The sequence below is a fragment of the Polaromonas eurypsychrophila genome (assembly GCF_014641715.1).
GTDB classification, from domain to species: Bacteria; Pseudomonadota; Gammaproteobacteria; order Burkholderiales; family Burkholderiaceae_C; genus Polaromonas; species Polaromonas eurypsychrophila.
In genome coordinates this window covers 317,529-337,089 of the sequence record NZ_BMIG01000002.1, presented here as the reverse complement: position 1 = coordinate 337,089, position 19,561 = coordinate 317,529, and the positions used below count along the sequence as shown (strand labels likewise).

Genomic DNA, 19,561 nt, shown 5'->3' with positions numbered 1-19,561 from the left:
CTTTCATTATCGAAACTACGCCCAGATTGGTGCGCACCCATCTGGCGCAGTTATTGCTTTATTTTGGTGCTTTTCGTTTTTACAACTCTTTTCCGCACTGAAAACTTACAAACCATTCACGAGGGCCTTATGGACGCACTAAAACAGGGCTCAGATGCCTTGTTCATTTTGTTGGGTGGCATCATGGTTCTGGCCATGCACGCCGGTTTTGCATTTCTGGAGCTGGGCACGGTTCGCAAGAAAAACCAGGTCAATGCGCTGGTCAAGATCCTGGTGGATTTTTCGGTGTCCACGGTGGTGTATTTCATCGTCGGTTACGGGGTGGCCTACGGCACCAGCTTTTTTGTCGGAGCCGAGCAACTGGCAGCCAAAAACGGTTACGAGCTGGTCAAGTTTTTCTTTCTGCTAACCTTTGCCGCTGCGATACCGGCCATCATCTCCGGCGGTATTGCAGAGCGGGCGCGTTTTTACCCGCAGTTGCTGGCCACCGCCGTGATCGTCGGTCTGGTCTACCCGCTGTTCGAGGGCGTGGTCTGGAACCAGCGTTTTGGCGTGCAGGCCTGGATCAAGGATTTCACAGGCGCAGAGTTTCACGACTTTGCCGGCTCCATCGTGGTTCATGCGGTCGGCGGCTGGCTGGCGTTGCCGGCGGTGATTTTGCTCGGTGCGCGCAGCAACCGCTACCGCAAGGACGGCGGCATCTCGGCGCACCCGCCGTCCAGCATTCCCTTCCTCGCTCTGGGCGCCTGGATTTTGACCGTTGGCTGGTTTGGCTTCAATGTCATGAGCGCGCAGACCCTCGACAAAATCTCCGGGCTGGTGGCGGTGAACTCGCTGATGGCCATGGTCGGCGGCACGCTGGTGGCGCTGGTGCTGGGCAAGAATGATCCCGGCTTTGTGCACAACGGCCCGCTGGCCGGGCTGGTCGCGGTGTGCGCCGGCTCTGACCTGATGCATCCGCTGGGCGCGCTGGCCACCGGCGGTGTGGCCGGTGCGGTGTTTGTGCTGATGTTCACCTTGACGCAAAACCGCTGGAAGATCGACGACGTGCTTGGCGTCTGGCCCTTGCACGGCCTGTGCGGCGCCTGGGGCGGCATTGCCTGCGGCATCTTCGGCAGCAAGGCGCTGGGCGGTCTGGGCGGGGTCAACCTGGGCGCGCAACTGATAGGCACGGCGATGGGTGTGGGTTGGGCCTTGCTGGCAGGGGTTACCGTGTATGGGGTTATCAAAGCCACCATGGGACTGCGCATGACCCAGGAAGAAGAATACGAAGGTGCCGACCTGTCAATTCACCGCATCGGCTCGACGCCGGACCGCGAAGTCAACTGGTAGGGCGGTGTAGCGCGGGGGTTGCGGATATGCTCCTGAATTGATAGCTGTTGGCGCTTTCCAGGCATGGGCCAGGGGCTGATTCAGCTTGAAGTTCTGACTTAGCGCTGCATCCTGGGCGCCACCCAGCGATCCAGCGACCAAGTGCCGGGGGCCGTAAATCGCCAGACCCGCGAGCAGGGCGCCCCAGAAGATGTGCTGCTGCAGGGCCGCCGGCGCGATCTCGCTGAGCGAGATCACCGCGACAGCGTTCACCACAAACAGGCCCAGGGCCGAGAAACGCCCGGCCAGGCCCAGCACCAGCAACACCGGCAAGACCAGTTCACCGGCCGTGCCCATGACGGCCGCAACCGCAGGCGGCAGCAGCGGCACCTTGTATTCGTCCGTGAAAAGGGCCACGGTGATGTCCCAATCGCGCAGCTTGGTAAGCCCGGACAGAAAGAACACCTGACCCACATAAATTCGCGCGGCCAGCGCGGCGGCGGGCTGCAGCATGTCGAGTGCGCGGCTCAAGCGTGTCCAGAGGCTCAGTACCTTTTGAAGAGGGGAGGTCGGGCTGGTCGTCATCTTTTGTCCTTTTTGGAGTTCGTTCACAGGGCACTTGCACCCAGCAGCAAGCCGGTTTGTACAGCCGGCACCAGCCATTGATTGAAGTCCAACGCCGGCGCTGCTGCCAATGAGTCGGCCAGCGAGCGGTTTTCTTGCAGCGCCGCGATAAAAAGGACCTCACCAGGCTGCGCGTGACGCAGCGAGGGCTTCAGTCCCTGGCGCCAGACCAGGGCGGCCTCCTGCACCTGGCCGCGCAAACGCTCGCCAGCCTCCTGCAAGGTGGGCTCACCCGCCAGGTGGGCCTGGACAATGCTGACCACCGGGAAACGGCTGGCCAAACCCGTGGCGCCCGCGCTAAGTAACAAGGTGACGGCGGAAGGCTCATGGCTTTCAAGCAAGGTGAAAGATGACATGTCGGCCTGGCCATCGGCCGCCGTGGCCGAGGCATGCAAAGCCCATTCGATACGCGCCACGTCGGGAAGGTAAGGTTCTTCGCTGACCAGATCGTGCAGCGCAACGAGAAAGGCCGGGAACTCCCCGCCCCATTGGGCCAGGTCGCCGCGCGCCGGCGCGTGGCTTTGCCAGAAATGGCGCGACAGCGCATCAAAGCTTTCAGCACCCAGCAGCTCTGCCACCACGGGATAGGCTGCAACCAGCACCCGCTGCGCCAATGCATGGCCATTGCTGCGGTAGGTTTGTAGCCCGCGTTCAAGATGATTTTGGTCGTCAGCCCTTATCCCTTGGACGTAAGTAGCTATGTTTTTCATAGCGTCTGATTGGCGAGGCAGATACAAGGCCTGCAGCAAGGCCTGCTGCGCCGCAGCCAGACTGGTCGTGCTGTTCACCCGACCCACTCCTCTTGCCCGCCACACGACAAAGCCAGCGCGCGGGCCTGCTGCGCCTCGTCCAGCAGCACCGACAAGGGCGGAACGGCGGTGTCCCATTCGATCAAGGACGGCACGGCGCCGAAGCGGTTGATGGCATGTGCATAAATGCGCCAGACTTCAGGCGCCACGCGGCTGCCGTGGTCATCAATCACGATATCGTCCATCACGCAATGTCCGGCCAGGTGGATTTCACCCACCGCGTTGGGCGGAATCTGGTCCAGCCAGGCCTGGCAGACGCTGGCCGGGTCGCCGGCTTGGTCTCCCGCCATGCGCGCGTTCAGCGCATTGACGTAGATGTTGTTCACGTCCACCAGCAACTGGCAACCCGTGCGCCGCGTCAGCGCAGTCAGAAATTCGGTTTCACTGCGGTCACTGCCCGCCAGCGTGAGGTAGGCCGACAGGTTCTCGACCATCAAGGGCCGCTTGAGCCGCTCTTGCACCTGCTGCACGTTGCTGCAGAGCACATCGAGCGACTCGTCATTGAAGGGAATCGGCAGCAGATCGCCTGCATGCACAAGCCTGCCGTTGACAGCTCCGCGCGCAAAACAGGCGTGGTCGCTGACGCGCACGGGTTCAATGCGGTCGACCAGGCGCGCCAACTGGTCCAGATGCCACAAATCAAGGCCGGCCGCTGAACCGAGTGCCAGACCCACCCCATGCAAGCTGACGGGATAGATGGCGCGGGCCTGCTGCAGCACCGCCAGGGCCGCACCGCCCGCCGCAAAAAAATTTTCGGAATGCACCTCCAGGAAGTCCAGAGGAGGCCGGCTGGCCAGCAGCTCAGCGTAGTGCGGATGCCGCCAACCGATACCAGTGGTCACCGCTTCGGGACCTGTGAGCTGGGGGAAGCGGCTCACCTTGAACGTCCAGCGCTTCGGGATACCAGCTCAGGCAAGAGGCGATCAGCTCTTTTTAGCCTTCATCTTGGCCTGGTCGGCGGTCATGCCTTTCATGGTGGCGCAGGTGCCTTTGGCAACGTACTTCCACTCGCCGGCATCATCGCTGACTTTGGACTGACCGGCACAGGAGTGCGAACCGGCCAGGTTGGCGCAATCATTTTGGCCTGCCTTGGCGATGCCGTAGCATTTTTCTTTTTCCTGGGCAACGGCAGGCGTTGCAACCAGCATGGTGGACAGCAGGGAGGCGGCGGCTGCAGCAATCAAGGCACGTTGGTTCATTTGAAATCTCAAGTGGGTTGAAAAAAGTTGAAAACTTAACCAGCAGAGGAAATTTCTGACTGGTTAAAGCTTAGTCCGGCCCATGCCGGCTTTCTTACAAAAAATTCAGGCCAGCCAAACGGGACCTGCTCGCACCTCAGAGCAAGTCGGCAATACGGTCCCAGGCTTCCGGCGGGATGCGGCTCGACATAACGCTCCCCAATTTTGCCGGACTTGTCGATCAGATAGCCGGCCGGCAACTGCGCATGGCCGCCCAAGTTGTCGCGGTGGCTGCTGTCGCCCATCCAGAGCTGCACAAACTGCTGTTTGGTCGGCACGATGCGGGAAATAATACATTCGTAGTCCACCACATCCTGAACGCGTTTGTCGGTTGCCACCGCCACCAGTTCGAACGGCTTGCCGGCCCAGCCCTCGTAGTTGGTACGCAATTCGGGCATTTTGTCGGCAAACCGCGCAGCCGGTGGACCAGTACAGCACCAGCACCACCTTGCCTTTGAGCGACGACAGCGCAAACGGCTTGCCCTCTGTGGTTTTGCCACTGATGGCAGGCATGGTCACCGCAGCTGGCGTTTGCGCTCGGGCTTGAGCACGCCCAGGCAGGCAGCGCCAGCCATTGCTACGAGAACAAGCCACACGGTGGCCGGACCATTAACTCTGGAACTGAAAGCGCGGAGCAAAAGGTTCATGGCGTCTTCTTGAGTAATCCGGTAGCGACGGCTGTTACCAGCAACTGAGTCCGGACAGAAGATCAAAGTTCCGCCCGCTCATGTTTTTCAGTACAGGATATGGATGCACCGCGCTCAGCGCTAGGCTAGACTGCGCCCCATGCCAACATTTGAAGAACAATTGGTGGAGCACCGCCTGTACCTCATGCGCTTTGCGCGGCTGTAGCTGCGCAATGACGCGCGGGCTGAAGATGTTGTGTCTGAAACCCTGCTTGCGGCACTGGCAAAGCCGCAAGCTTTTGGCAACCGGTCGCAGCTCAAGACCTGGCTGATCGGCGTCCTGAAGCACAAGGTCATCGACCAGATCCGCAGCAACGCCCGGGAAGTGGCGACACCGGGCCATGGCACAGAGGACGAGGGAGACGAGCTGGACCGGCTGGTTTTCAATTCCGACGGCCACTTTGCCAGCCCCGCCGGGCGACTGGGGCGTCCCGCAGCAAAGCCAGTTTTTCAAGGTACTGGACGCCAGTGTGGAACGTTTGCCTCCGGCGCTAGGACGCTTGTTCCTGATGCGGGAGTGGCTGGAGCTTTCCTGCGGAGAAGTCTGTAAGGAACTCTCGCTCACGCCGACCAACCCGTATGTTCAACTTCACCGTGCGCGCCTTCGTTTGCGCGAATGTCTCACCATCAATTGGTTTGGCAAGCACCTTAGCTGGGTCCTCGTTATGAAGTTCACTCTTTTAAGGCGGACTTGCAAGCAGGCGGCGGCCTTGCTGGTCGCACCGGAAGACCGCGCCTTGAGTCTGCCTGATACCGTCGCGCTGCGCTTACACCCGATGGCTTGTCATGCGTGCCCGAAGTTTGAAAATCAGATGCTAACCATCGTCAGGCCATGCACCTCTGGCGTGAGGAGGCCAGCGAGGCAGACAGCCTCCCGACAACTATTTCTCAGCGGCCGGAATAGGCCCATGCTTCGCCCCGCTGGCGCGCAGGAACTCCAAGCTCGAAGTCACGAGAAGCAAGACCGTCGCAAAGTTTTGTATGCAAACGTAAGTCTGTGCGACTGATGACATTTAGTCCAGAAAATCCGCCCTACATCCGGCTTCTCCTTGCAAGTAGGCGCAAACTTATTGGGGGTCGCTGACAAAGCTGGTGTTTCCTGATTCGAACATCAGGAATTTGCCGCAAAAGCCAGCGAGAACGATCCAGCCAGATGCGGGCGGTGAAGGCAAAACAAGCGGCCAAGGCACTGCTGGCGCGGGTTTGCCGTGTAGAGATAGAAACGGCGCTTGCTTGTTTTATTTGTGCCTGACGCATAATATCTGCGTGTGGATTGACATCCACACGGGTTAGGTGATCGGTCAGTTTCGCGCGCTACAGCGGTACGTTTGAAGATTTGTTGTGCTTTCGGGACCCCATCGCTTTTGTTATTGTGTTTTAGAGGAGTCCCTTCATGGGCAACAAACTTTACGTCGGCAATCTGCCGTACTCGGTTCGCGACGAAGACCTGCAACAATCTTTTGGCCAGTTTGGCGCTGTCACCAGCGCTAAAGTCATGATGGAACGCGACACCGGCCGCTCCAAAGGCTTTGGTTTTGTCGAAATGGGCAATGATGCCGAAGCACAATCAGCGATCGCCGGCATGAACGGTCAGCCTCTGGGCGGCCGCAGTGTTGTCGTCAACGAAGCGCGCCCCATGGAAGCACGTCCCCCACGCAGCGGCGGCTTCGGCGGTGGTGGTGGTGGCTACGGTGGTGGCGGCGGCGGCGGCGGCGGCGATCGTTCCGGCGGTGGTGGCTACGGCGGTGGCGGTGGCGGTGGTGGTCGCTCCGGCGGCGGCGGTGGCGATGGCGGTTTCCGCAGTCCTTACGGCGGCGGCGGTAGCGGCGGTGGCCGTTCCGGTGGTGGTGGTGGTGGACGCGGCGGCTACTAAGCCCTTGCACCCAAGCCCTTCAGCCTTCGGTTGAAGATGGCTCAAAAGGCTTCACGACCTCGGTTTTGAAGCCTTTTTGCTTTCCGGCTCCGTTCACCCTCGCCAGGATTTAAAGCCATGCTTGTCTGCATTCGGTTTGTGGGCACCAAGTGTTTCTCACAAAAACTGCTCGCGCTTGTTTGTTCAATGCGTAGAGCAGGACGCTCAAGACGAAAAAACTTTTTCAGCCGCCCGCTCCAGGGTCTGGCGCAGCCAGATGTGCGCGCTGCGCTGTTGCGAACGCCGGTGCCAGACTGCATCGACATGCACTGGCGACACGTCAAAAGGCAGCGGCCGCAGCACCAACTGGTCGGCAATGCCGGTCACGCCGACAAAGTGCCGCGGCAACACGGTCAGCAGGTTGGAATTGGCCACCACCCGGCCGGCCGTGAAAAACTGGTTGACCGTCAGCACCACCTGCCGCTCGCGGCCCAGTGAGGCCAGCGATTCGTCGATGAAGCCGTAAGGGCGGCCGGAAAAACTCACCAGCATGTGGCGTGCCGCGCAAAAGCGGTTCAGCGTGAAGGGCCCGCTGGCCAGCGGATGCCCCCTGCGCATCACACACACGTACTCCCCGTCGTACAGGCGTTTGTGCATGAAGGGCGTCGACTCGCCGCTCTGCGCGCGTGCCGTCAGGTCGGCCAGCACCGAGGGAAAGTGACCCACCGCCAAGTCGCAACTTTCCTCGTCCAGCAGGCGCCGGGGATCTCGCGTGGTCAGCGGCACCACCCGCACCGATACGCCCGGCGCTTCCTGTTCAAGCGTATCGACCAGGCCGGGAATCAGTTCAGCAGCAGTGGCGTCGGCCATGGCAACCACAAACGTGGTGCTCGCCGTGGCGGGGACAAACTCATTTGGCGCCAGAGATTCCTGCAGCTGTTGCAAAGAGTCGCGCACCGCCGGCCAGATTGCCAGTGCGCGCGGCGTGGGCGCCATACCTTGGCCGCTGCGTTGCACCAGCTCGTCGCCCAGGGTTTCGCGCAGGCGGCGCAAGGCATTGCTGACAGCCGGCTGGGTCAGCGACAGGTTGCGCGCGGCGCGCGTCAGGCTGCGCTCGGCCATGACTTCGTCAAACACGCGCAACAGGTTTAAGTCCAGGGTACGGAAATTAGGCTCACTCATGGCGCTTTCGGTGGAAGATCTAATTATCACCATTGTGAATGATTTATATCATAAATATAAAGTTGAATAACATCAGTATTAACCCTAATATTCGTTTGTGCCTCAACCAATTTCGGCGGTGGCACTCTTCAAGGGGAACCATCATGACCAGCTTCGTCAACACTAAGTACTCCACAGAGCACACCGGCGCCGCCCGGGTTGAGTCGGCAATACACGCTGCCAGCCAGCTGCGTCAGGGATTCTCCGGTACGCGCGGCCTGGCTACGCTGCTGCTCTCCGCCATCGTGGCTTCCATCATGGTCGTCGCCTATCAGGTAACGGACAGCGTTGCCGAAGGTCACTTGCTGGTGATCTGGATGGCACTTTGGGCCGTGGCTTTTGCCGGCCTGGCCCTGTTTGCCGGCACAGCGCGACGCCTTGCAGGCCGCACGGTCTCCGCGCTGGATGCCTGGTCGCAGACCGTAGCCCAGGCCAGAGCTGACATCCGTATGTGGGAAGCCGCCAAAACCGACCCGCGCGTGATGGCCGACCTGCGCGTCGCGATGGCACGTCAGGAAGTAGCCGAGGATGCAACTGTTGCCGCCCCGCTTGCCGCCAATGTTGCCTCCGCTCCCGCCGGCCTGTCACGCCGCGCCATGCGCCTCGGCGGTACAGAACTGCGCGCTTACCAGCGCAACTACATCTGACTTTTTCGCTCCCGGCAGCCGGCGGGCAGCCATAAAAAAGCCACCGAATTGGTGGCTTTTTTGCGTCCTGGCGACAGGCAGGGACACCGGGCACGCCCGCAGGTCATGCGTACCGTCCCCCTGCAATTGAGTGCCGGGGCCGGTCAGGCCGCCAGGCGCTGTTCGATCGCAGCTTTGGTCTCCTTCAGCTCTTTCGGCAGGTGATGTTCGAGTTGCTTGAACAGTTCAGCGTGCAGCTCCAGCTCCTTGAGCCAGGCTGCCTTGTCCATGCTGGTCACGGCCTTGAATTGCTCGGCGCTGAAATCCAGGCCTTTCCAGGTCATGTCTTCATAACGCGGGCTGACTCCGGTGAAATGGTCCACGCCATGGCCCTTGCCCTCAATGCGGTCGATCATCCATTTAAGGACGCGCATATTCTCGCCATAGCCGGGCCAGGCAAACTTGCCGTCCTCGCCCTTGCGGAACCAGTTGGCAGTGAAAATTTTCGGAGGTTTCGCGCCCGAGGCCTCAAGCTTCTTGCCGACGTTGAGCCAGTGCTGGAAATAGTCCGCCATGTTGTAGCCGGCGAAAGCCAGCATGGCAAAGGGGTCGCGTCTCACCACACCGACCTGGCCGGTGATGGCAGCGGTGGTTTCCGACCCCATGGTCGCCGCTGCGTAGACCCCCTCGACCCAATTGCGGCCTTCGGTGACCAACGGTACGGTATTGGAACGGCGGCCGCCGAAAATAAAGGCGTCAATGGGCACGCCGGCCGGGTCATCCCAGGCTGGATCGAGCGCCGGGTTGTTGGTGGCCGCCACGGTGAAACGTGAATTCGGATGCGCCGCCTTGGCGCCGGTTTCCTTGGCGATCTGCGGTGTCCAGTCCTTGCCCTGCCAATCGATTAAATGAGCCGGCAAGGCCCTGTCCGGTGCATCCTGCTCCATGCCTTCCCACCATACGTCGCCGTCGTCGGTCAGGCCGACATTGGTGAAGATCACGTCGTGGTCCAGGCTCTTGAGGCAGTTCGGGTTGGTCAGCATGTTGGTGCCAGGCGCCACGCCGAAATAGCCGGCTTCCGGATTGATGGCGTAGAGGCGACCGTCCTTGCCGGGCTTGATCCAGGCGATGTCATCGCCAATGGTGGTGACTTTCCAGCCCTCAAAGCCCGCGGGCGGCACCAGCATGGAGAAGTTGGTTTTGCCGCAGGCCGATGGGAAGGCTGCCGCCACGTGGTATTTCTTGCCCTCGGGATTGGTCACGCCCAGGATCAGCATGTGTTCGGCCAGCCAGCCCTCGTCGCGACCCATGTTGGAAGCAATGCGCAGCGCGAAACATTTCTTGCCCAGCAACGCGTTTCCACCGTAGCCAGAGCCGTAGGACCAGATCTCGCGTGTTTCGGGGTAGTGCACGATGTACTTGGTCTTGTTGCAGGGCCACTTGACGTCCTTCTGGCCTTCGGCGAGCGGCGCGCCCACGGTGTGTACACAGGGCACGAATTCACCGTCATCGCCCAGCACGTCGAACACGGCCCGGCCCATGCGCGTCATGATCTTCATATTGACGCCTACATAGGGGCTGTCGGAGAGCTCGATGCCGATGTGGGCAATCGGTGAGCCCAGCGGACCCATGGAAAACGGCACCACATACATGGTGCGGCCCTTCATGCAGCCGTCAAACAGCGGGTGCAGGGTTGCGCGCATTTCAGCCGGGGCCATCCAGTTGTTAGTCGGGCCAGCATCTTCCTTGTTTGCAGAGCAAATGAAAGTGCGGTCTTCCACGCGGGCCACATCGCTGGGGTCGGAATTGGCCAGGAAGCTGTTCGGGCGTTTGGTTTCGTTGAGCTTCTTGAAGGTACCGGCATCGACCAGTTGCTGGCACAGGCGCAGGTATTCGGCGTTGCTGCCGTCGCACCAATAGATGGTGTCGGGCTTGCATAGGACCGCCATATCGGCCACCCAGGCAATCAGCCGGGCGTGTTTGACATAGCTGGGCGTATTCAGGTTCAGCCCTTGCATCGCGGGGTGGTTCATCGGGAGCTCCAAAGTTAAAAAGCGTGATTTCGACAAACGCCGGATGACGGACAGCTATAGCTGCTGCATCGGGGCCGCCTGTCGGAATGGCGTTTGATACTGCTTCGAAAATTTTGCTTTCCGGAGCTCTGCGGAGCCGTCGAAAAGTTCATTTTAAGAACATTGGCGGAAGTTACCTCATGGGTACGGCCAAAACATATGCAAAACCTGCATGGGGTTATGCATGGCCGATGTATTGGTTCTGGCAGCCCTGACCCTGGCAGAGGGAATGGACTTGCAGCTTTAGGCCCCGCTCAGCAAAGTCCTCAATGGACGGCGCTAAGGAGGGCGGGAGGCTGAAGATGTTGAAGCGAAAGTTCCCGGCGCGAAAGCTTTGCAGCTGATATTTATTCAGCCTCCCAGGCTCACAGGCTCACAGGATAAAAGGTGACATTAGTAGGGGAAAATGACCAGCGGGCCATTTGCTGCCATGGTGTGCGACCAACCTATTCAGCGGGCACTTCCGGAATTTTCCCGAAAGTCACCTGATTGCGTTCATCGTAGGGATACTGATGGTCAACCACTCGCCGGATAGCCAGCCACCAGCGGGTAGACCCGTTGAGGACGCTGGCCTGATGCAATATCGCTTGGGGCGCGGGGACGGAAGCCGCCGCGTCGCCAACCCGCTCAAGCCATGTAAATGGCGATAAAAGCCAGCAGGAACATCAACACCGCACCGGCGACCGGCAGGACCAGAGGCATCAACGGCACGATGGCTTCGACGGCATCCTGTTCCTGGGCGTGTGTCGGGCTGCTGTGTGCGGCGTTGGTGGTTTGTTCTGGGCTGGACATGATGAGAGATTCCTGAAAACGAGACAACGTCACTATTTTACCTTTTCATACAGCGGGCCGCTAACATGCTGATTTGTCCGGGTCCTGCCGGAGGACCACAGCCATCCTTTGTTCGGGAGTTTGATATGCATTCCTTCGCCAAACCAGGCTTTGCCTGTGTTGTTGCCTTGTTGCTGAGCAGCCTGGCAGGTTGTGCCAGCACCGGTGCCAACAGCCCGTCGGCGCGACCTGTCCTGTACCCCAACGCCAGTCTGAACCGTGTCGGTGACGCACAGGGCCGCGCTGAAGCCGATGCCTGCATGGCCAGGGCGGTTTCAGCCGGGCTTACACCCGACGAAAAAAACAATGCAGTTGCCCGTGGTGCCGGCGTCGGGGCGGCCACCGGTGCCGTGGCTTCGGCGGTCGGCGCGTTGATCACCGGGCGCGGCGGCGAGGGTGTGGTTCGCGCCGGTGCAGCGGGAGCAGCCGTCGGCGGTTCGGCCGGCGCGGTACAGGGGGCCTTTCGCAACGACCGGCCCAGCAGTACCTACCGAAATTTCGTCCAGCGCTGCCTGGGGGACAGGGGCTTTGAAGTGATCGGATGGAACTAGCGGACGGCCGGCTGTCGGCCGAGCAGTCAAGCGTAGCGCACCACCTGGTGTCGGTTCAGGTGGGCGTGGCCCGTCGTATTCCCATGGGCGGGCGCGGCGTCTTGACCGGCATGGTCAAGACGCCGGCGAGCGGTGCGGTGCCGGTGTTGCCGCTGGGCTTGGTCGGTGACGAACAGGCCGACCCGTCCATCCACGGCGGTCTGGAAAAGGCCGTGTATGCCTATCCTGCCGAACACTATCCGTTCTGGCAGGCTGCGCGGTGGGAACAGGGCCTGGGCCTCATCGACGACAGCCTGCCGCATGGCAGCCTGGGTGAAAACCTGACTCTGCACGGCCTGCTGGAAAGTCAAGTGTGGGCCGGCGACGTGCTGAGGTTTCCTCACTGTGAACTGCAGGTCCGCATCCCGCGCGAACCCTGCTACAAGTTCAACGCGGCGATGGGTTTTGCACGGGCCTCACGCATGATGGCGCACAGCGGCTTTTGCGGTTTTTACCTGTCGGTGCTGACACCGGGCAGCATCAGCGCCGGCGAAGGTTTTGAGTTGCTGCCCGGCCGTCGCAGCGTCAGCATTGTGCAGCTGTTCGCCGCCAAGATGGGCAAGCACCTGCGCTAGCAGTCAGAGCAGCGCGTAAGTCGTCGTGGCCCGGCTGACACTCTTGCCATCGTTGGCGCCGCGAATGTCGATCTCGCCGAAGGCCAGGGACTTGCCGGCGCGTAACACGCGCGCTTCGATCAGCGCATCCTGCTTCGACAGCGGCTTGAGGAAGCTGCTGTTCATCTGCACCGTGGTGCAGGGTTTGAATTCGCCGAAATGATTGATCAGTGCCAGCACCATGGCCGTGTCGGCGGCTGCCATCATGGCCTGACCGCAGAGCATGTCACCGACACGCGACAGCGCCGGGTTTTGCGGCAGGCGCAAAGTCACGCTCTGCCCGTCAAAAGCCTCCACCATCAGACCCAGAGACTGCACCCAAGGCGCAAAATACTCAGGCAGCGCGGCTTGCAAAGTTTCCGTGTTCATAGCTGCTCCTCGGCTTCAAAGCCGGCAGTTTTCAAAACGGCGAGTACCTGTGCAATGTGATCTCGCCCCCGTGTCTGGATCACCAGTTCGATATCAACGTTCTGCGCCGACAGCATGGTGAACGCGCGCTGGTGGTGCACCTCGTCGATGTTGGCACCCGCGCCGGCCACCGTGGCGGTGATTTTGGCCAGCGAGCCGGGGACATCGCGCGCGCTGACACGGATGCGCGCCAGCCGGCCGGCGCGCACCATGCCGCGCTCAATGATGGCCGCCAGCAGCAGCGGGTCGATGTTGCCGCCGCACAGCACCAAGCCAACTTTTTTATCCCGGAAGCGCTCCGGGTACTTGAGCAGCGCGGCGAGGCCGGCGGCACCCGCGCCCTCGACCAGCGTTTTTTCAATCTCCAGCAGCATCACCATGGCCTGCTCGATGTCGCCCTCGTCCACCAGCACCAGGTCGTCCACCAGCCGCGCGATGATGGCCTGCGGAATGACGCCCGGCGTGCCAACGGCAATGCCTTCGGCGATAGTGCTGCCGCCCTGCGGGTGTTGCGTGCCCTTGATGGCGTTGACCATGGCCGGAAAGCGTGAGGTCTGCACCCCGATGATCTCGATGCCGGGCTTGATGGCCCTGGCCGCCGTTGCCATGCCGGCGATCAGGCCGCCGCCGCCCACCGCCACGACCAGGGTGTCGAGCTCCGGCACGGCACGCAGCATTTCCAGGCCCACCGTACCTTGCCCTGCGACGATGGCTTCATCGTCGTAAGGGTGAACAAACACCAGACTTTCGCGCTGCGCCAACTCCAGTGCATGGCTGCGCGACTCTTCCAGCGTGTCGCCGTGCAGCACCACTTCCGCGCCAAAGCCACGGGTGCGGTCTATCTTCACGCCGGGCGTGAAGCGCGGCATCACGATCACCGCCCGCAGCCCAAGCCGCTGCGCATGGTAAGCCACGCCTTGCGCGTGATTGCCGGCGCTCATGGCAATCACGCCACGGCGCTGCTCTTCGGCCGTGAGCTGCACCAGTTTGTTGCAGGCGCCACGCTCCTTGAAGGAGGCGGTGTATTGCAGATTCTCGAATTTGAGAAAAATCTCTGCGCCGGTGATCTGCGACAGCGTTTTCGACGCGACACAGGGGGTATCGAGCAACTGTCCCTGCAGCCGGACGGCGGCGGCTTCAATATCGGCGAATCCAAGCATGGTGCTCCTGGCGGGTGGGCCTGTCACGGCTTTTTTGCGGGTGCATTGATTGTGGCGGGTTTTGTGGCGCAATCCACACGGGGTGATTCGACCTGTGTCTTCCATGATGCGACCAGCTGCGTTAAGGTTGGGTATCGCCTGCGCCCGAGGTGCAGATTTTTTTCCTTCCACACCGGAGGTCCATCGATGAGCAAGCGTTCGGGTGCTGACAAGCTCGGTCAGCTGCTGCTGTCTCCCGGCCTGAAGGACGCGCCGGTGCTGGACCTGATGTGTTCGCATTTTGTGCTGACACTGGCGGCGCGTCAGGGCGCCAAGTTCAATGTGCGGCGAGACCTCAACAGCCTGCTGTCGCTGTCCGGCCGGCACTTGGTGTGGCCGCAGCCTGCGCTGCAGCGCCTGCGCGAATTCCTGGGCCGCCGCTGCCGCGACAACGAATTCTGGCGCGGGCACGAAACTCTCAGCGACACCGCCTTCCTTAACCGCCACGGTGCCTGGCGCGGCCCGTATGAAGAGGGCACGCTGTTTTTCTACCTCGACGAACATGCCAAGGACCTGCCCAAAGACCTGCTGTCGGTGCTGAGCGCCACCGGTGACTGGTTGACACACGCGCTCAAAAAGCAGTCCACGCTGGTCGAAAAAAATATCGACGCGCTGGCCAACCTGCTGCAGCTCAACCAAGCCGAACGCGCGCTGCTCCTGTACGGCACGCTGGCGCGCTACCAGCGCGACCTGCGCTCCCTGCTGGTCGAGTTCAAGGTCAACAATGCGCCCGAAGCCCATGCCGCGATTGCCGAAGTAGCAGGGGTCAAGGCCAACGAGGTGGCGGAGGCCCTGCGCGCCGGCTCGCGGCTGGAACGCATCGGCATGGTCGAGAACCTGATCTCCGAGCACAACATCACCGATCTCGCCGACCTCATGAAGGTCAGCGAAAAACTGCCGCCGGTGCTGATGCGGGAATACCGTGACCAGACCGAATTGATGGCCGTGTTCACGCGCCCGGTGGACCGCAGCAGCCTGGGACTCGCCGATTTTTCGTTTGCCCATGAGGACACCCAGGTGATGGTCTCGCTGCTGCGCAATGCAGTGGCTGGCAAGGAGCTGGGTGTCAATGTGTTGTTGTACGGCCCGCCCGGCACCGGCAAGACCGAACTGGCCAAGGTAGTGGCGCAGGCCGCCGGGCTGGATTTGTTCGAGGTCGAGTACGCCGACCGCGACGGCAACTCGCTGAGCGGGCGCGACCGCTACCGCTCGCTGCAGATCGCCCAGGTGTTTCTCAAAGGCAGCGCCCATGCCGCGCTACTGTTTGACGAGGTGGAGGATGTGTTTCCGGCGATCTCCAGCGAGGCGGCCCAGCTGATGGCACGCTCCGACCAGCTGGTGGCGCCAGCCACCGGTTCGGTCAGCGGCAAGGCCTGGGTGAACCAGATCCTTGAATCAAACACCGTGCCGACCTTGTGGGTCACCAACCGAATCGAGCAGATCGACCCCGCGTTCCGACGCCGTTTTGCCTATCACCTCGAACTCAAGTCGCCGCCACCAGGCGCGCGCGAAGGCCTGGTACGCAAAACGCTGGAGGGCGTGCCGGTCAGCGATGTTTTTGTGGCCAGGCTCACGGCCCGCAAGGGCCTGACACCGGCGCAGATACGCACGGCGGTGCGTTTTGCCAAGCTGGCCAGCGAACCCGGCAAGGACACCGATGGCGAAGGTATGCAGACCATCCTCAGCGGCGGGCACACGGCGCTGATGGAGTCACTGATTGAGCGACAGCTCAAAAATGCCGACCTTGCGCTCGGCAACAAGGCCGACGTCTCCGGACGGCACAGCGTCACCACTTACGATTTGTCCATGCTCAACGTCGAGTCGCGTTTTGACGTGCCGCGCATCGCGCAGGCACTGAAAAGCCGCAGCCACGGCTCCCTGTGTTTTTACGGCGCGCCCGGCACCGGCAAGACGGCGCTGGCCGAACACCTCGCCAAAGAACTCGAAAGGCCGCTGATGATCAAGCAGGCCAGCGACCTGATGAGCAAATACGTGGGCGAGACCGAGCAGAACATGGCGGCGATGTTTGCCGAGGCCGAAGCCGAAAAGGCGGTACTGCTGCTCGACGAGGCCGACAGCTTTCTGCAGGACAGGCGCGGCGCGCACCGCACTTATGAAGTGACCGAGGTCAACGAGATGCTGCAGGGCATGGAGCGTTTCAACGGCATTTTTGTCTGCACCACCAACCTGCTGGAAAGCCTGGACCAGGCAGCGCTTCGGCGCTTCACCTTCAAGATCAAGTTCATGCCCCTGACAGCGGCGCAGCGCGAAAAGATGTTTGTCACCGAAGCGCTGGCTGGCGATGAGGCCGCGTTGACCGACGTGGTGCGCGAGCGGCTGGCCCGGCTGGATCAACTGTGCCCCGGCGACTTTGCTGCGGTCAAGCGCCAGACCGACATTCTGGCGGCGGAATTCACGGCGGACGAGTTCCTGAGCCAGCTTGAAGCCGAGCACCGGGTCAAACCCGAAGTCCGTGAATCACGGGGCATGGGTTTTATTCAATAGAAGGAGCGCCGGGCCGGGGCTCTGGGAAACTTACTGCCGCGGAGCTCCGTTGCAGTCCGCAGCGGCCGAGCCTGAAGACCGGGTTGATGGTGTGCCAGGTGCAGGCAATTCTCCCGGCAACTGGCTGCGCTCGTCGATGCTGGCCGGCGGCTGCACCGGCCGTGTCGTGGAGTCCCGCGGATCGCACGGACCGGTGGCTGGCGGCAAGGTCACACGGGGGCTGGCTGGCGGTTGCGACGCAGGAGGCAACCCCTCCCGAAAGACCGGGTTACGGTTGATGCGCGGCTCCGGTACCGGCGCGCCGCCCTGCGCTGCAGCAAGGCTGCTGAACAGGCAAAGCAGCAACGGCAGGGGTCGGGCAGTCAACCCCATGCGCTGCCGAGCGCCCGCGCAACTCTCAGTTGGCACGTTTTGTCGGCGCATCGGTGCGCAGCGGTTTCTGGCTGTTGGGCTGCAGGCCGGGACTCATTTCAGGCCGCTGCTCCGAACGCAGTTCCGGTTTGAGCTCGTCGGACTTCATGCGCGGTTTCAGCTCGGGCCGGATGCGCGGTTTGAGGTCGGCGGGCAGCGGTGCACTGGCGCCCTGCAACGCAGGCTTGACGCCCATTTCGGGTGGGACCTGTGTCGCGTTGTCCGGCATGGTGCTGGGTTGCGCCTGCGCCAGCCCGGAAGCGAGCAGCACGACGACACACGAGAGCGCGGCAGGGAAAGATGGTTTGATCATCATGAAGCTCCTTTTCACCGCCAGTACAAACACAGACGGCAGGCTTACGTTGCAAGGGCCGGTGACACCCACCCACGACACCAATATAGGTCTTACCGGGCGGCCGGGCTTGCGGGCCGTCAAGCCGCCTGCATGTAGGACCTGTCTGTGGGGGTTGACACTGCCGCCCAGGTGACAGCCGCGGCGCATGTCTCAAGCTTCGTGTAGCGCGAAGCTTGCTACCCTGCTTGCCATGCAGATCTCCGAACTGGCCGCTCAAACCGGCGTTTCCGTGCATGCCTTGCGCCACTACGAAAAGCTGGGCCTGCTTCAGCCTGAGCGGCGGGCCAGCGGCTACCGCGAATACAGCGACGTGATGCGCCGGGAAGTGGTCTTTATCGCCATGTCGCGCAGCATCGGCTTTTCGCTCAAGGCCATTGCGGCGCAGCTTCCCGCTTATCGGGTGGGCCGGCTCACATTCGGGCAAATGGTCGACGCCATGCGGGAGCGCGTGGCGGAGCTGGACGCCCAGATCGGCACCCTCAAAAACCAGCGCCGCGCCGTGATCGCGCACATCGCGTGGATGCACAAACAGCAGCGCGCGCACGAGGCAAAAAAGGCGCATGCCCTGGCCCCAGGGAAAAGCTGCAAGGCCCCCTGGCCCAACGTGAAACGCCGGAATATGTCCGCCTCCGCAAGCCCGCCCAGTCAGACCAGCCACGCAAGGAAAACCAGACCATGAACACCGACACTGCCAGCGCCGCGCACATCCGCCAGCTTGAACGCATGGTGCTCGCCATGCCCATGGCCCGCACCCTGGGCCTGCGCTTCAAGCGCATCGCGCCCGGCGAGGTGGAGGTCGAGATCCCGGTGCAGGAGGGCTTCACCTTCCGCCCCGGCCAGTTGCAGGCCACCGCCGTGTTTGCCGTGGCCGACTTTGCCGCCGTGGCCGCCGCCGGTTCGCTGCTCGCACCGGGCTGGATCAACGCCACCGTGGACGCGACCCTCAAGCTCGTGGCACCGGCGCAGGGCGCGCTGCTGCGCGCTCGCGGCCGGGTGATCAGCGCCGGCAAGTTGCTCACCGTGTGCGCCGCCGATGTTTACGCGGTCAATGCCGAAGGCGAAGAAGCCCTGTGCGCCACGCTGCTGGGCACGGCGCGCAATATCGACACCGCCGCCGCCAGCGCCTCGCGCCCTCATTAATGCTATCGAATTCATAGCTGTTTACGCCTGCCACATTAGGGCTGACGTTCTTTTTGATTCATGGTTTGGCGTGGCTTGGGCCCCTTGCGCACAACAAGTGCCCGCCAGCGCTCGCACTGCTCCCCCCTTTTTGCAAAACAATTTCACAAAGCAGTTCCAGGCGTTTCATTCGCTCACAACTGCGGCCCGAGGCGTCATGAGCCGCTGTTAAGATGCCTCCCTTTCAACCCGTTGCTGCGGCTGATTTTTCTTCTGCATCCGCGACGACGCGACACTGTTTCCATGACCGTTGCCCTCCCGGCCAGCTCCCCCGCTACCTTCGAAATCAAAAGCGCCAACCTGCCCCTGGTTGCGCTGCTGCTCAAGTCCACCGACCTCGACGCGCTGTCGCGCGACCTGGCGCTGCGTTTTGGCGACATTCCCGACTTCTTCGACAACGACCCGCTCGTGGTCGAGTTATCGGCGCTGGCCTCGGACGGGCGTACCATCGATTTTGCGGCGCTGGTCACGCTGTTGCGCAGCTACCGCGTGGCGCCTGTTGCCGTGCGCGGTGGCGACCCTGAGCAGATGAACGCAGCCGCCGCAGCCGGGCTGCTAGTCGCACCCGATGCACGCATCACCGCCGCCAGGACCCAGACGCCCGAAGTCGCGCGGGCGCAGCCTGCTGCCGCTGAAGCACCGGTGGCCGCGCCTGCCGCGGGCGCCCTGGTCATCGATAGACCGCTGCGCTCGGGCCAGCAGGTCTACGCGCGCGGACGCGACCTGGTCATGCTGGCTATGGTTAACGCCGGCGCCGAAGTGATTGCCGACGGCCACATTCATGTGTATGCACCGCTGCGCGGCAAAGCCATGGCAGGCGCGCGCGGCAATGCCGATGCACGCATCTTCTCGCTGTGCCTGGAGCCCGAGCTGTTGTCAATTGCCGGCATCTACCGCACCAGCGACGTGCCCCTGCCCAAAGGTGTGTGGGGCAAACCCACACAAGTGCGACTGCTGCCCGGACCCGACGGCGACAAGCTCGTCATGACCCCTCTTTCTGAGTAAGGCCCCAGGCCTGCCCCCTTCAATT

The 19,561-nt window shown here is 62.0% G+C and carries 21 protein-coding genes and 1 pseudogene; 10 read left to right on the top strand and 12 right to left on the bottom strand.

The genetic code is table 11. The annotated features are described in order from the left end of the window. The first annotated feature begins 129 nt into the window (after positions 1–129). Entirely contained in the window at positions 130–1,332 is a 1,203-nt protein-coding gene (locus tag IEX16_RS04050) for an ammonium transporter (RefSeq protein WP_188706846.1), read from the top strand. On the opposite strand, the gene IEX16_RS04045 is transcribed toward IEX16_RS04050, so the two are convergent. The 6 genes from IEX16_RS04045 to IEX16_RS20210 all read right to left on the bottom strand — a co-directional run bounded on the left by IEX16_RS04045 (position 1,285) and on the right by IEX16_RS20210 (position 4,629). Beyond that, complete coding sequence (locus tag IEX16_RS04045; RefSeq protein WP_229676157.1) at positions 1,285–1,896, bottom strand: DoxX family protein; 612 nt, start codon at positions 1,894–1,896, stop codon at positions 1,285–1,287. The genes IEX16_RS04050 and IEX16_RS04045 overlap by 48 nt on opposite strands. A gap of 23 nt (positions 1,897–1,919) precedes the next feature. Then, positions 1,920–2,723: an HvfC/BufC N-terminal domain-containing protein gene (locus IEX16_RS04040; RefSeq protein WP_188706844.1), complete on the bottom strand. Its 804-nt coding sequence runs from the start codon at positions 2,721–2,723 to the stop codon at positions 1,920–1,922. Then, complete coding sequence (bufB, locus tag IEX16_RS04035; protein ID WP_188706841.1) at positions 2,720–3,622, bottom strand: MNIO family bufferin maturase; 903 nt, start codon at positions 3,620–3,622, stop codon at positions 2,720–2,722. Before bufB ends, IEX16_RS04040 begins: the two co-directional genes overlap by 4 nt. Positions 3,623–3,667: 45 nt before the next feature. Further along, the gene (locus IEX16_RS04030; RefSeq protein ID WP_188706839.1) at positions 3,668–3,943 is read right to left on the bottom strand and encodes a BufA1 family periplasmic bufferin-type metallophore; all 276 of its coding nucleotides are present in this window, start codon (positions 3,941–3,943) and stop codon (positions 3,668–3,670) included. Between the two features lie 35 nt (positions 3,944–3,978). Next, the gene (locus IEX16_RS04025) at positions 3,979–4,380 is read right to left on the bottom strand and encodes a hypothetical protein (RefSeq protein ID WP_229676156.1); all 402 of its coding nucleotides are present in this window, start codon (positions 4,378–4,380) and stop codon (positions 3,979–3,981) included. Between the two features lie 117 nt (positions 4,381–4,497). Continuing rightward, complete coding sequence (locus IEX16_RS20210) at positions 4,498–4,629, bottom strand: hypothetical protein (RefSeq protein ID WP_268236593.1); 132 nt, start codon at positions 4,627–4,629, stop codon at positions 4,498–4,500. 139 nt (positions 4,630–4,768) lie between these two features. On the opposite strand from IEX16_RS20210, the pseudogene IEX16_RS04020 reads away from it, so the two are divergent. After that, positions 4,769–5,309: pseudogene (locus tag IEX16_RS04020) on the top strand (sigma-70 family RNA polymerase sigma factor); the annotation flags it as partial. Between the two features lie 752 nt (positions 5,310–6,061). Beyond that, positions 6,062–6,541, top strand: coding sequence for an RNA-binding regulator (gene rbp, locus IEX16_RS04015; protein WP_188706835.1), 480 nt, complete (start codon positions 6,062–6,064; stop codon positions 6,539–6,541). 204 nt (positions 6,542–6,745) lie between these two features. Here the strand turns inward: rbp and IEX16_RS04010 are convergent, their stop codons facing one another. Next, on the bottom strand, positions 6,746–7,702 hold the full coding sequence (locus tag IEX16_RS04010) for a LysR family transcriptional regulator (RefSeq protein ID WP_188706834.1): 957 nt from the start codon (positions 7,700–7,702) through the stop codon (positions 6,746–6,748). Positions 7,703–7,845: 143 nt separating this feature from the next. Between IEX16_RS04010 and IEX16_RS04005 the strand changes: the two genes are divergently transcribed. Beyond that, complete coding sequence (locus tag IEX16_RS04005) at positions 7,846–8,388, top strand: hypothetical protein (RefSeq protein ID WP_188706832.1); 543 nt, start codon at positions 7,846–7,848, stop codon at positions 8,386–8,388. Positions 8,389–8,531: 143 nt separating this feature from the next. Here the strand turns inward: IEX16_RS04005 and IEX16_RS04000 are convergent, their stop codons facing one another. Both IEX16_RS04000 and IEX16_RS03995 read right to left on the bottom strand, forming a co-directional pair. Further along, positions 8,532–10,400, bottom strand: coding sequence for a phosphoenolpyruvate carboxykinase (GTP) (locus IEX16_RS04000; RefSeq protein ID WP_188706830.1), 1,869 nt, complete (start codon positions 10,398–10,400; stop codon positions 8,532–8,534). A 666-nt stretch (positions 10,401–11,066) separates the two neighbouring features. Continuing rightward, positions 11,067–11,231 carry a hypothetical protein gene (locus tag IEX16_RS03995; protein ID WP_188706829.1) on the bottom strand — a complete coding sequence of 55 codons (165 nt, stop codon included), beginning with the start codon at positions 11,229–11,231 and terminating at the stop codon, positions 11,067–11,069. Positions 11,232–11,356: 125 nt separating this feature from the next. On the opposite strand from IEX16_RS03995, the gene IEX16_RS03990 reads away from it, so the two are divergent. Both IEX16_RS03990 and IEX16_RS03985 read left to right on the top strand, forming a co-directional pair. Next, complete coding sequence (locus tag IEX16_RS03990) at positions 11,357–11,821, top strand: glycine zipper family protein (protein WP_188706827.1); 465 nt, start codon at positions 11,357–11,359, stop codon at positions 11,819–11,821. Beyond that, positions 11,812–12,435: an MOSC domain-containing protein gene (locus IEX16_RS03985; protein WP_188706825.1), complete on the top strand. Its 624-nt coding sequence runs from the start codon at positions 11,812–11,814 to the stop codon at positions 12,433–12,435. Before IEX16_RS03990 ends, IEX16_RS03985 begins: the two co-directional genes overlap by 10 nt. A gap of 3 nt (positions 12,436–12,438) precedes the next feature. Here the strand turns inward: IEX16_RS03985 and IEX16_RS03980 are convergent, their stop codons facing one another. Beyond that, on the bottom strand, positions 12,439–12,843 hold the full coding sequence (locus tag IEX16_RS03980; RefSeq protein ID WP_188706823.1) for a PaaI family thioesterase: 405 nt from the start codon (positions 12,841–12,843) through the stop codon (positions 12,439–12,441). Continuing rightward, positions 12,840–14,042, bottom strand: a complete 1,203-nt coding sequence (locus tag IEX16_RS03975; RefSeq protein WP_188706821.1) for a threonine ammonia-lyase — start codon at positions 14,040–14,042, stop codon at positions 12,840–12,842. Before IEX16_RS03975 ends, IEX16_RS03980 begins: the two co-directional genes overlap by 4 nt. A gap of 186 nt (positions 14,043–14,228) precedes the next feature. Between IEX16_RS03975 and IEX16_RS03970 the strand changes: the two genes are divergently transcribed. Further along, the gene (locus IEX16_RS03970; protein WP_188706819.1) at positions 14,229–16,586 is read left to right on the top strand and encodes an ATP-binding protein; all 2,358 of its coding nucleotides are present in this window, start codon (positions 14,229–14,231) and stop codon (positions 16,584–16,586) included. 397 nt (positions 16,587–16,983) lie between these two features. On the opposite strand, the gene IEX16_RS03965 is transcribed toward IEX16_RS03970, so the two are convergent. Then, positions 16,984–17,310 carry a hypothetical protein gene (locus IEX16_RS03965; protein ID WP_188706816.1) on the bottom strand — a complete coding sequence of 109 codons (327 nt, stop codon included), beginning with the start codon at positions 17,308–17,310 and terminating at the stop codon, positions 16,984–16,986. A 187-nt stretch (positions 17,311–17,497) separates the two neighbouring features. Here IEX16_RS03965 and IEX16_RS03960 point away from each other — a divergent pair, with 187 nt between their 5' ends. The 3 genes from IEX16_RS03960 (at position 17,498) to minC (ending at position 19,536) form a co-directional block, all read left to right on the top strand. Further along, positions 17,498–18,031 carry a MerR family DNA-binding transcriptional regulator gene (locus tag IEX16_RS03960; RefSeq protein ID WP_308421322.1) on the top strand — a complete coding sequence of 178 codons (534 nt, stop codon included), beginning with the start codon at positions 17,498–17,500 and terminating at the stop codon, positions 18,029–18,031. Beyond that, on the top strand, positions 18,028–18,492 hold the full coding sequence (locus IEX16_RS03955; protein WP_188706813.1) for a PaaI family thioesterase: 465 nt from the start codon (positions 18,028–18,030) through the stop codon (positions 18,490–18,492). Before IEX16_RS03960 ends, IEX16_RS03955 begins: the two co-directional genes overlap by 4 nt. Before the next feature lie 282 nt (positions 18,493–18,774). After that, positions 18,775–19,536 (top strand): septum site-determining protein MinC, encoded by a 762-nt coding sequence (gene minC, locus IEX16_RS03950; RefSeq protein WP_188706811.1) that lies wholly within the window; start codon positions 18,775–18,777, stop codon positions 19,534–19,536. The last annotated feature ends 25 nt before the right edge of the window (positions 19,537–19,561 follow it).

What these genes read in the sequence shown, in the direction of transcription:
- IEX16_RS04030 (WP_188706839.1), bottom strand. Translation starts at nt 3,943, where the DNA reads ATGAACCAACGTGCCTTGATTGCTGCAGCCGCCGCCTCCCTGCTGTCC.
- IEX16_RS03970 (WP_188706819.1), top strand. Translation starts at nt 14,229, where the DNA reads ATGAGCAAGCGTTCGGGTGCTGACAAGCTCGGTCAGCTGCTGCTGTCT.
- rbp (WP_188706835.1), top strand. Translation starts at nt 6,062, where the DNA reads ATGGGCAACAAACTTTACGTCGGCAATCTGCCGTACTCGGTTCGCGAC.
- IEX16_RS04045 (WP_229676157.1), bottom strand. Translation starts at nt 1,896, where the DNA reads ATGACGACCAGCCCGACCTCCCCTCTTCAAAAGGTACTGAGCCTCTGG.
- IEX16_RS20210 (WP_268236593.1), bottom strand. Translation starts at nt 4,629, where the DNA reads ATGAACCTTTTGCTCCGCGCTTTCAGTTCCAGAGTTAATGGTCCGGCC.
- IEX16_RS03990 (WP_188706827.1), top strand. Translation starts at nt 11,357, where the DNA reads ATGCATTCCTTCGCCAAACCAGGCTTTGCCTGTGTTGTTGCCTTGTTG.
- IEX16_RS04050 (WP_188706846.1), top strand. Translation starts at nt 130, where the DNA reads ATGGACGCACTAAAACAGGGCTCAGATGCCTTGTTCATTTTGTTGGGT.
- IEX16_RS03980 (WP_188706823.1), bottom strand. Translation starts at nt 12,843, where the DNA reads ATGAACACGGAAACTTTGCAAGCCGCGCTGCCTGAGTATTTTGCGCCT.
- IEX16_RS03965 (WP_188706816.1), bottom strand. Translation starts at nt 17,310, where the DNA reads ATGATCAAACCATCTTTCCCTGCCGCGCTCTCGTGTGTCGTCGTGCTG.
- IEX16_RS04005 (WP_188706832.1), top strand. Translation starts at nt 7,846, where the DNA reads ATGACCAGCTTCGTCAACACTAAGTACTCCACAGAGCACACCGGCGCC.
- IEX16_RS03975 (WP_188706821.1), bottom strand. Translation starts at nt 14,042, where the DNA reads ATGCTTGGATTCGCCGATATTGAAGCCGCCGCCGTCCGGCTGCAGGGA.
- minC (WP_188706811.1), top strand. Translation starts at nt 18,775, where the DNA reads ATGACCGTTGCCCTCCCGGCCAGCTCCCCCGCTACCTTCGAAATCAAA.
- IEX16_RS04010 (WP_188706834.1), bottom strand. Translation starts at nt 7,702, where the DNA reads ATGAGTGAGCCTAATTTCCGTACCCTGGACTTAAACCTGTTGCGCGTG.
- IEX16_RS03955 (WP_188706813.1), top strand. Translation starts at nt 18,028, where the DNA reads ATGAACACCGACACTGCCAGCGCCGCGCACATCCGCCAGCTTGAACGC.
- IEX16_RS03995 (WP_188706829.1), bottom strand. Translation starts at nt 11,231, where the DNA reads ATGTCCAGCCCAGAACAAACCACCAACGCCGCACACAGCAGCCCGACA.
- IEX16_RS03960 (WP_308421322.1), top strand. Translation starts at nt 17,498, where the DNA reads ATGTCTCAAGCTTCGTGTAGCGCGAAGCTTGCTACCCTGCTTGCCATG.
- IEX16_RS04025 (WP_229676156.1), bottom strand. Translation starts at nt 4,380, where the DNA reads ATGCCCGAATTGCGTACCAACTACGAGGGCTGGGCCGGCAAGCCGTTC.
- IEX16_RS04000 (WP_188706830.1), bottom strand. Translation starts at nt 10,400, where the DNA reads ATGAACCACCCCGCGATGCAAGGGCTGAACCTGAATACGCCCAGCTAT.
- IEX16_RS03985 (WP_188706825.1), top strand. Translation starts at nt 11,812, where the DNA reads ATGGAACTAGCGGACGGCCGGCTGTCGGCCGAGCAGTCAAGCGTAGCG.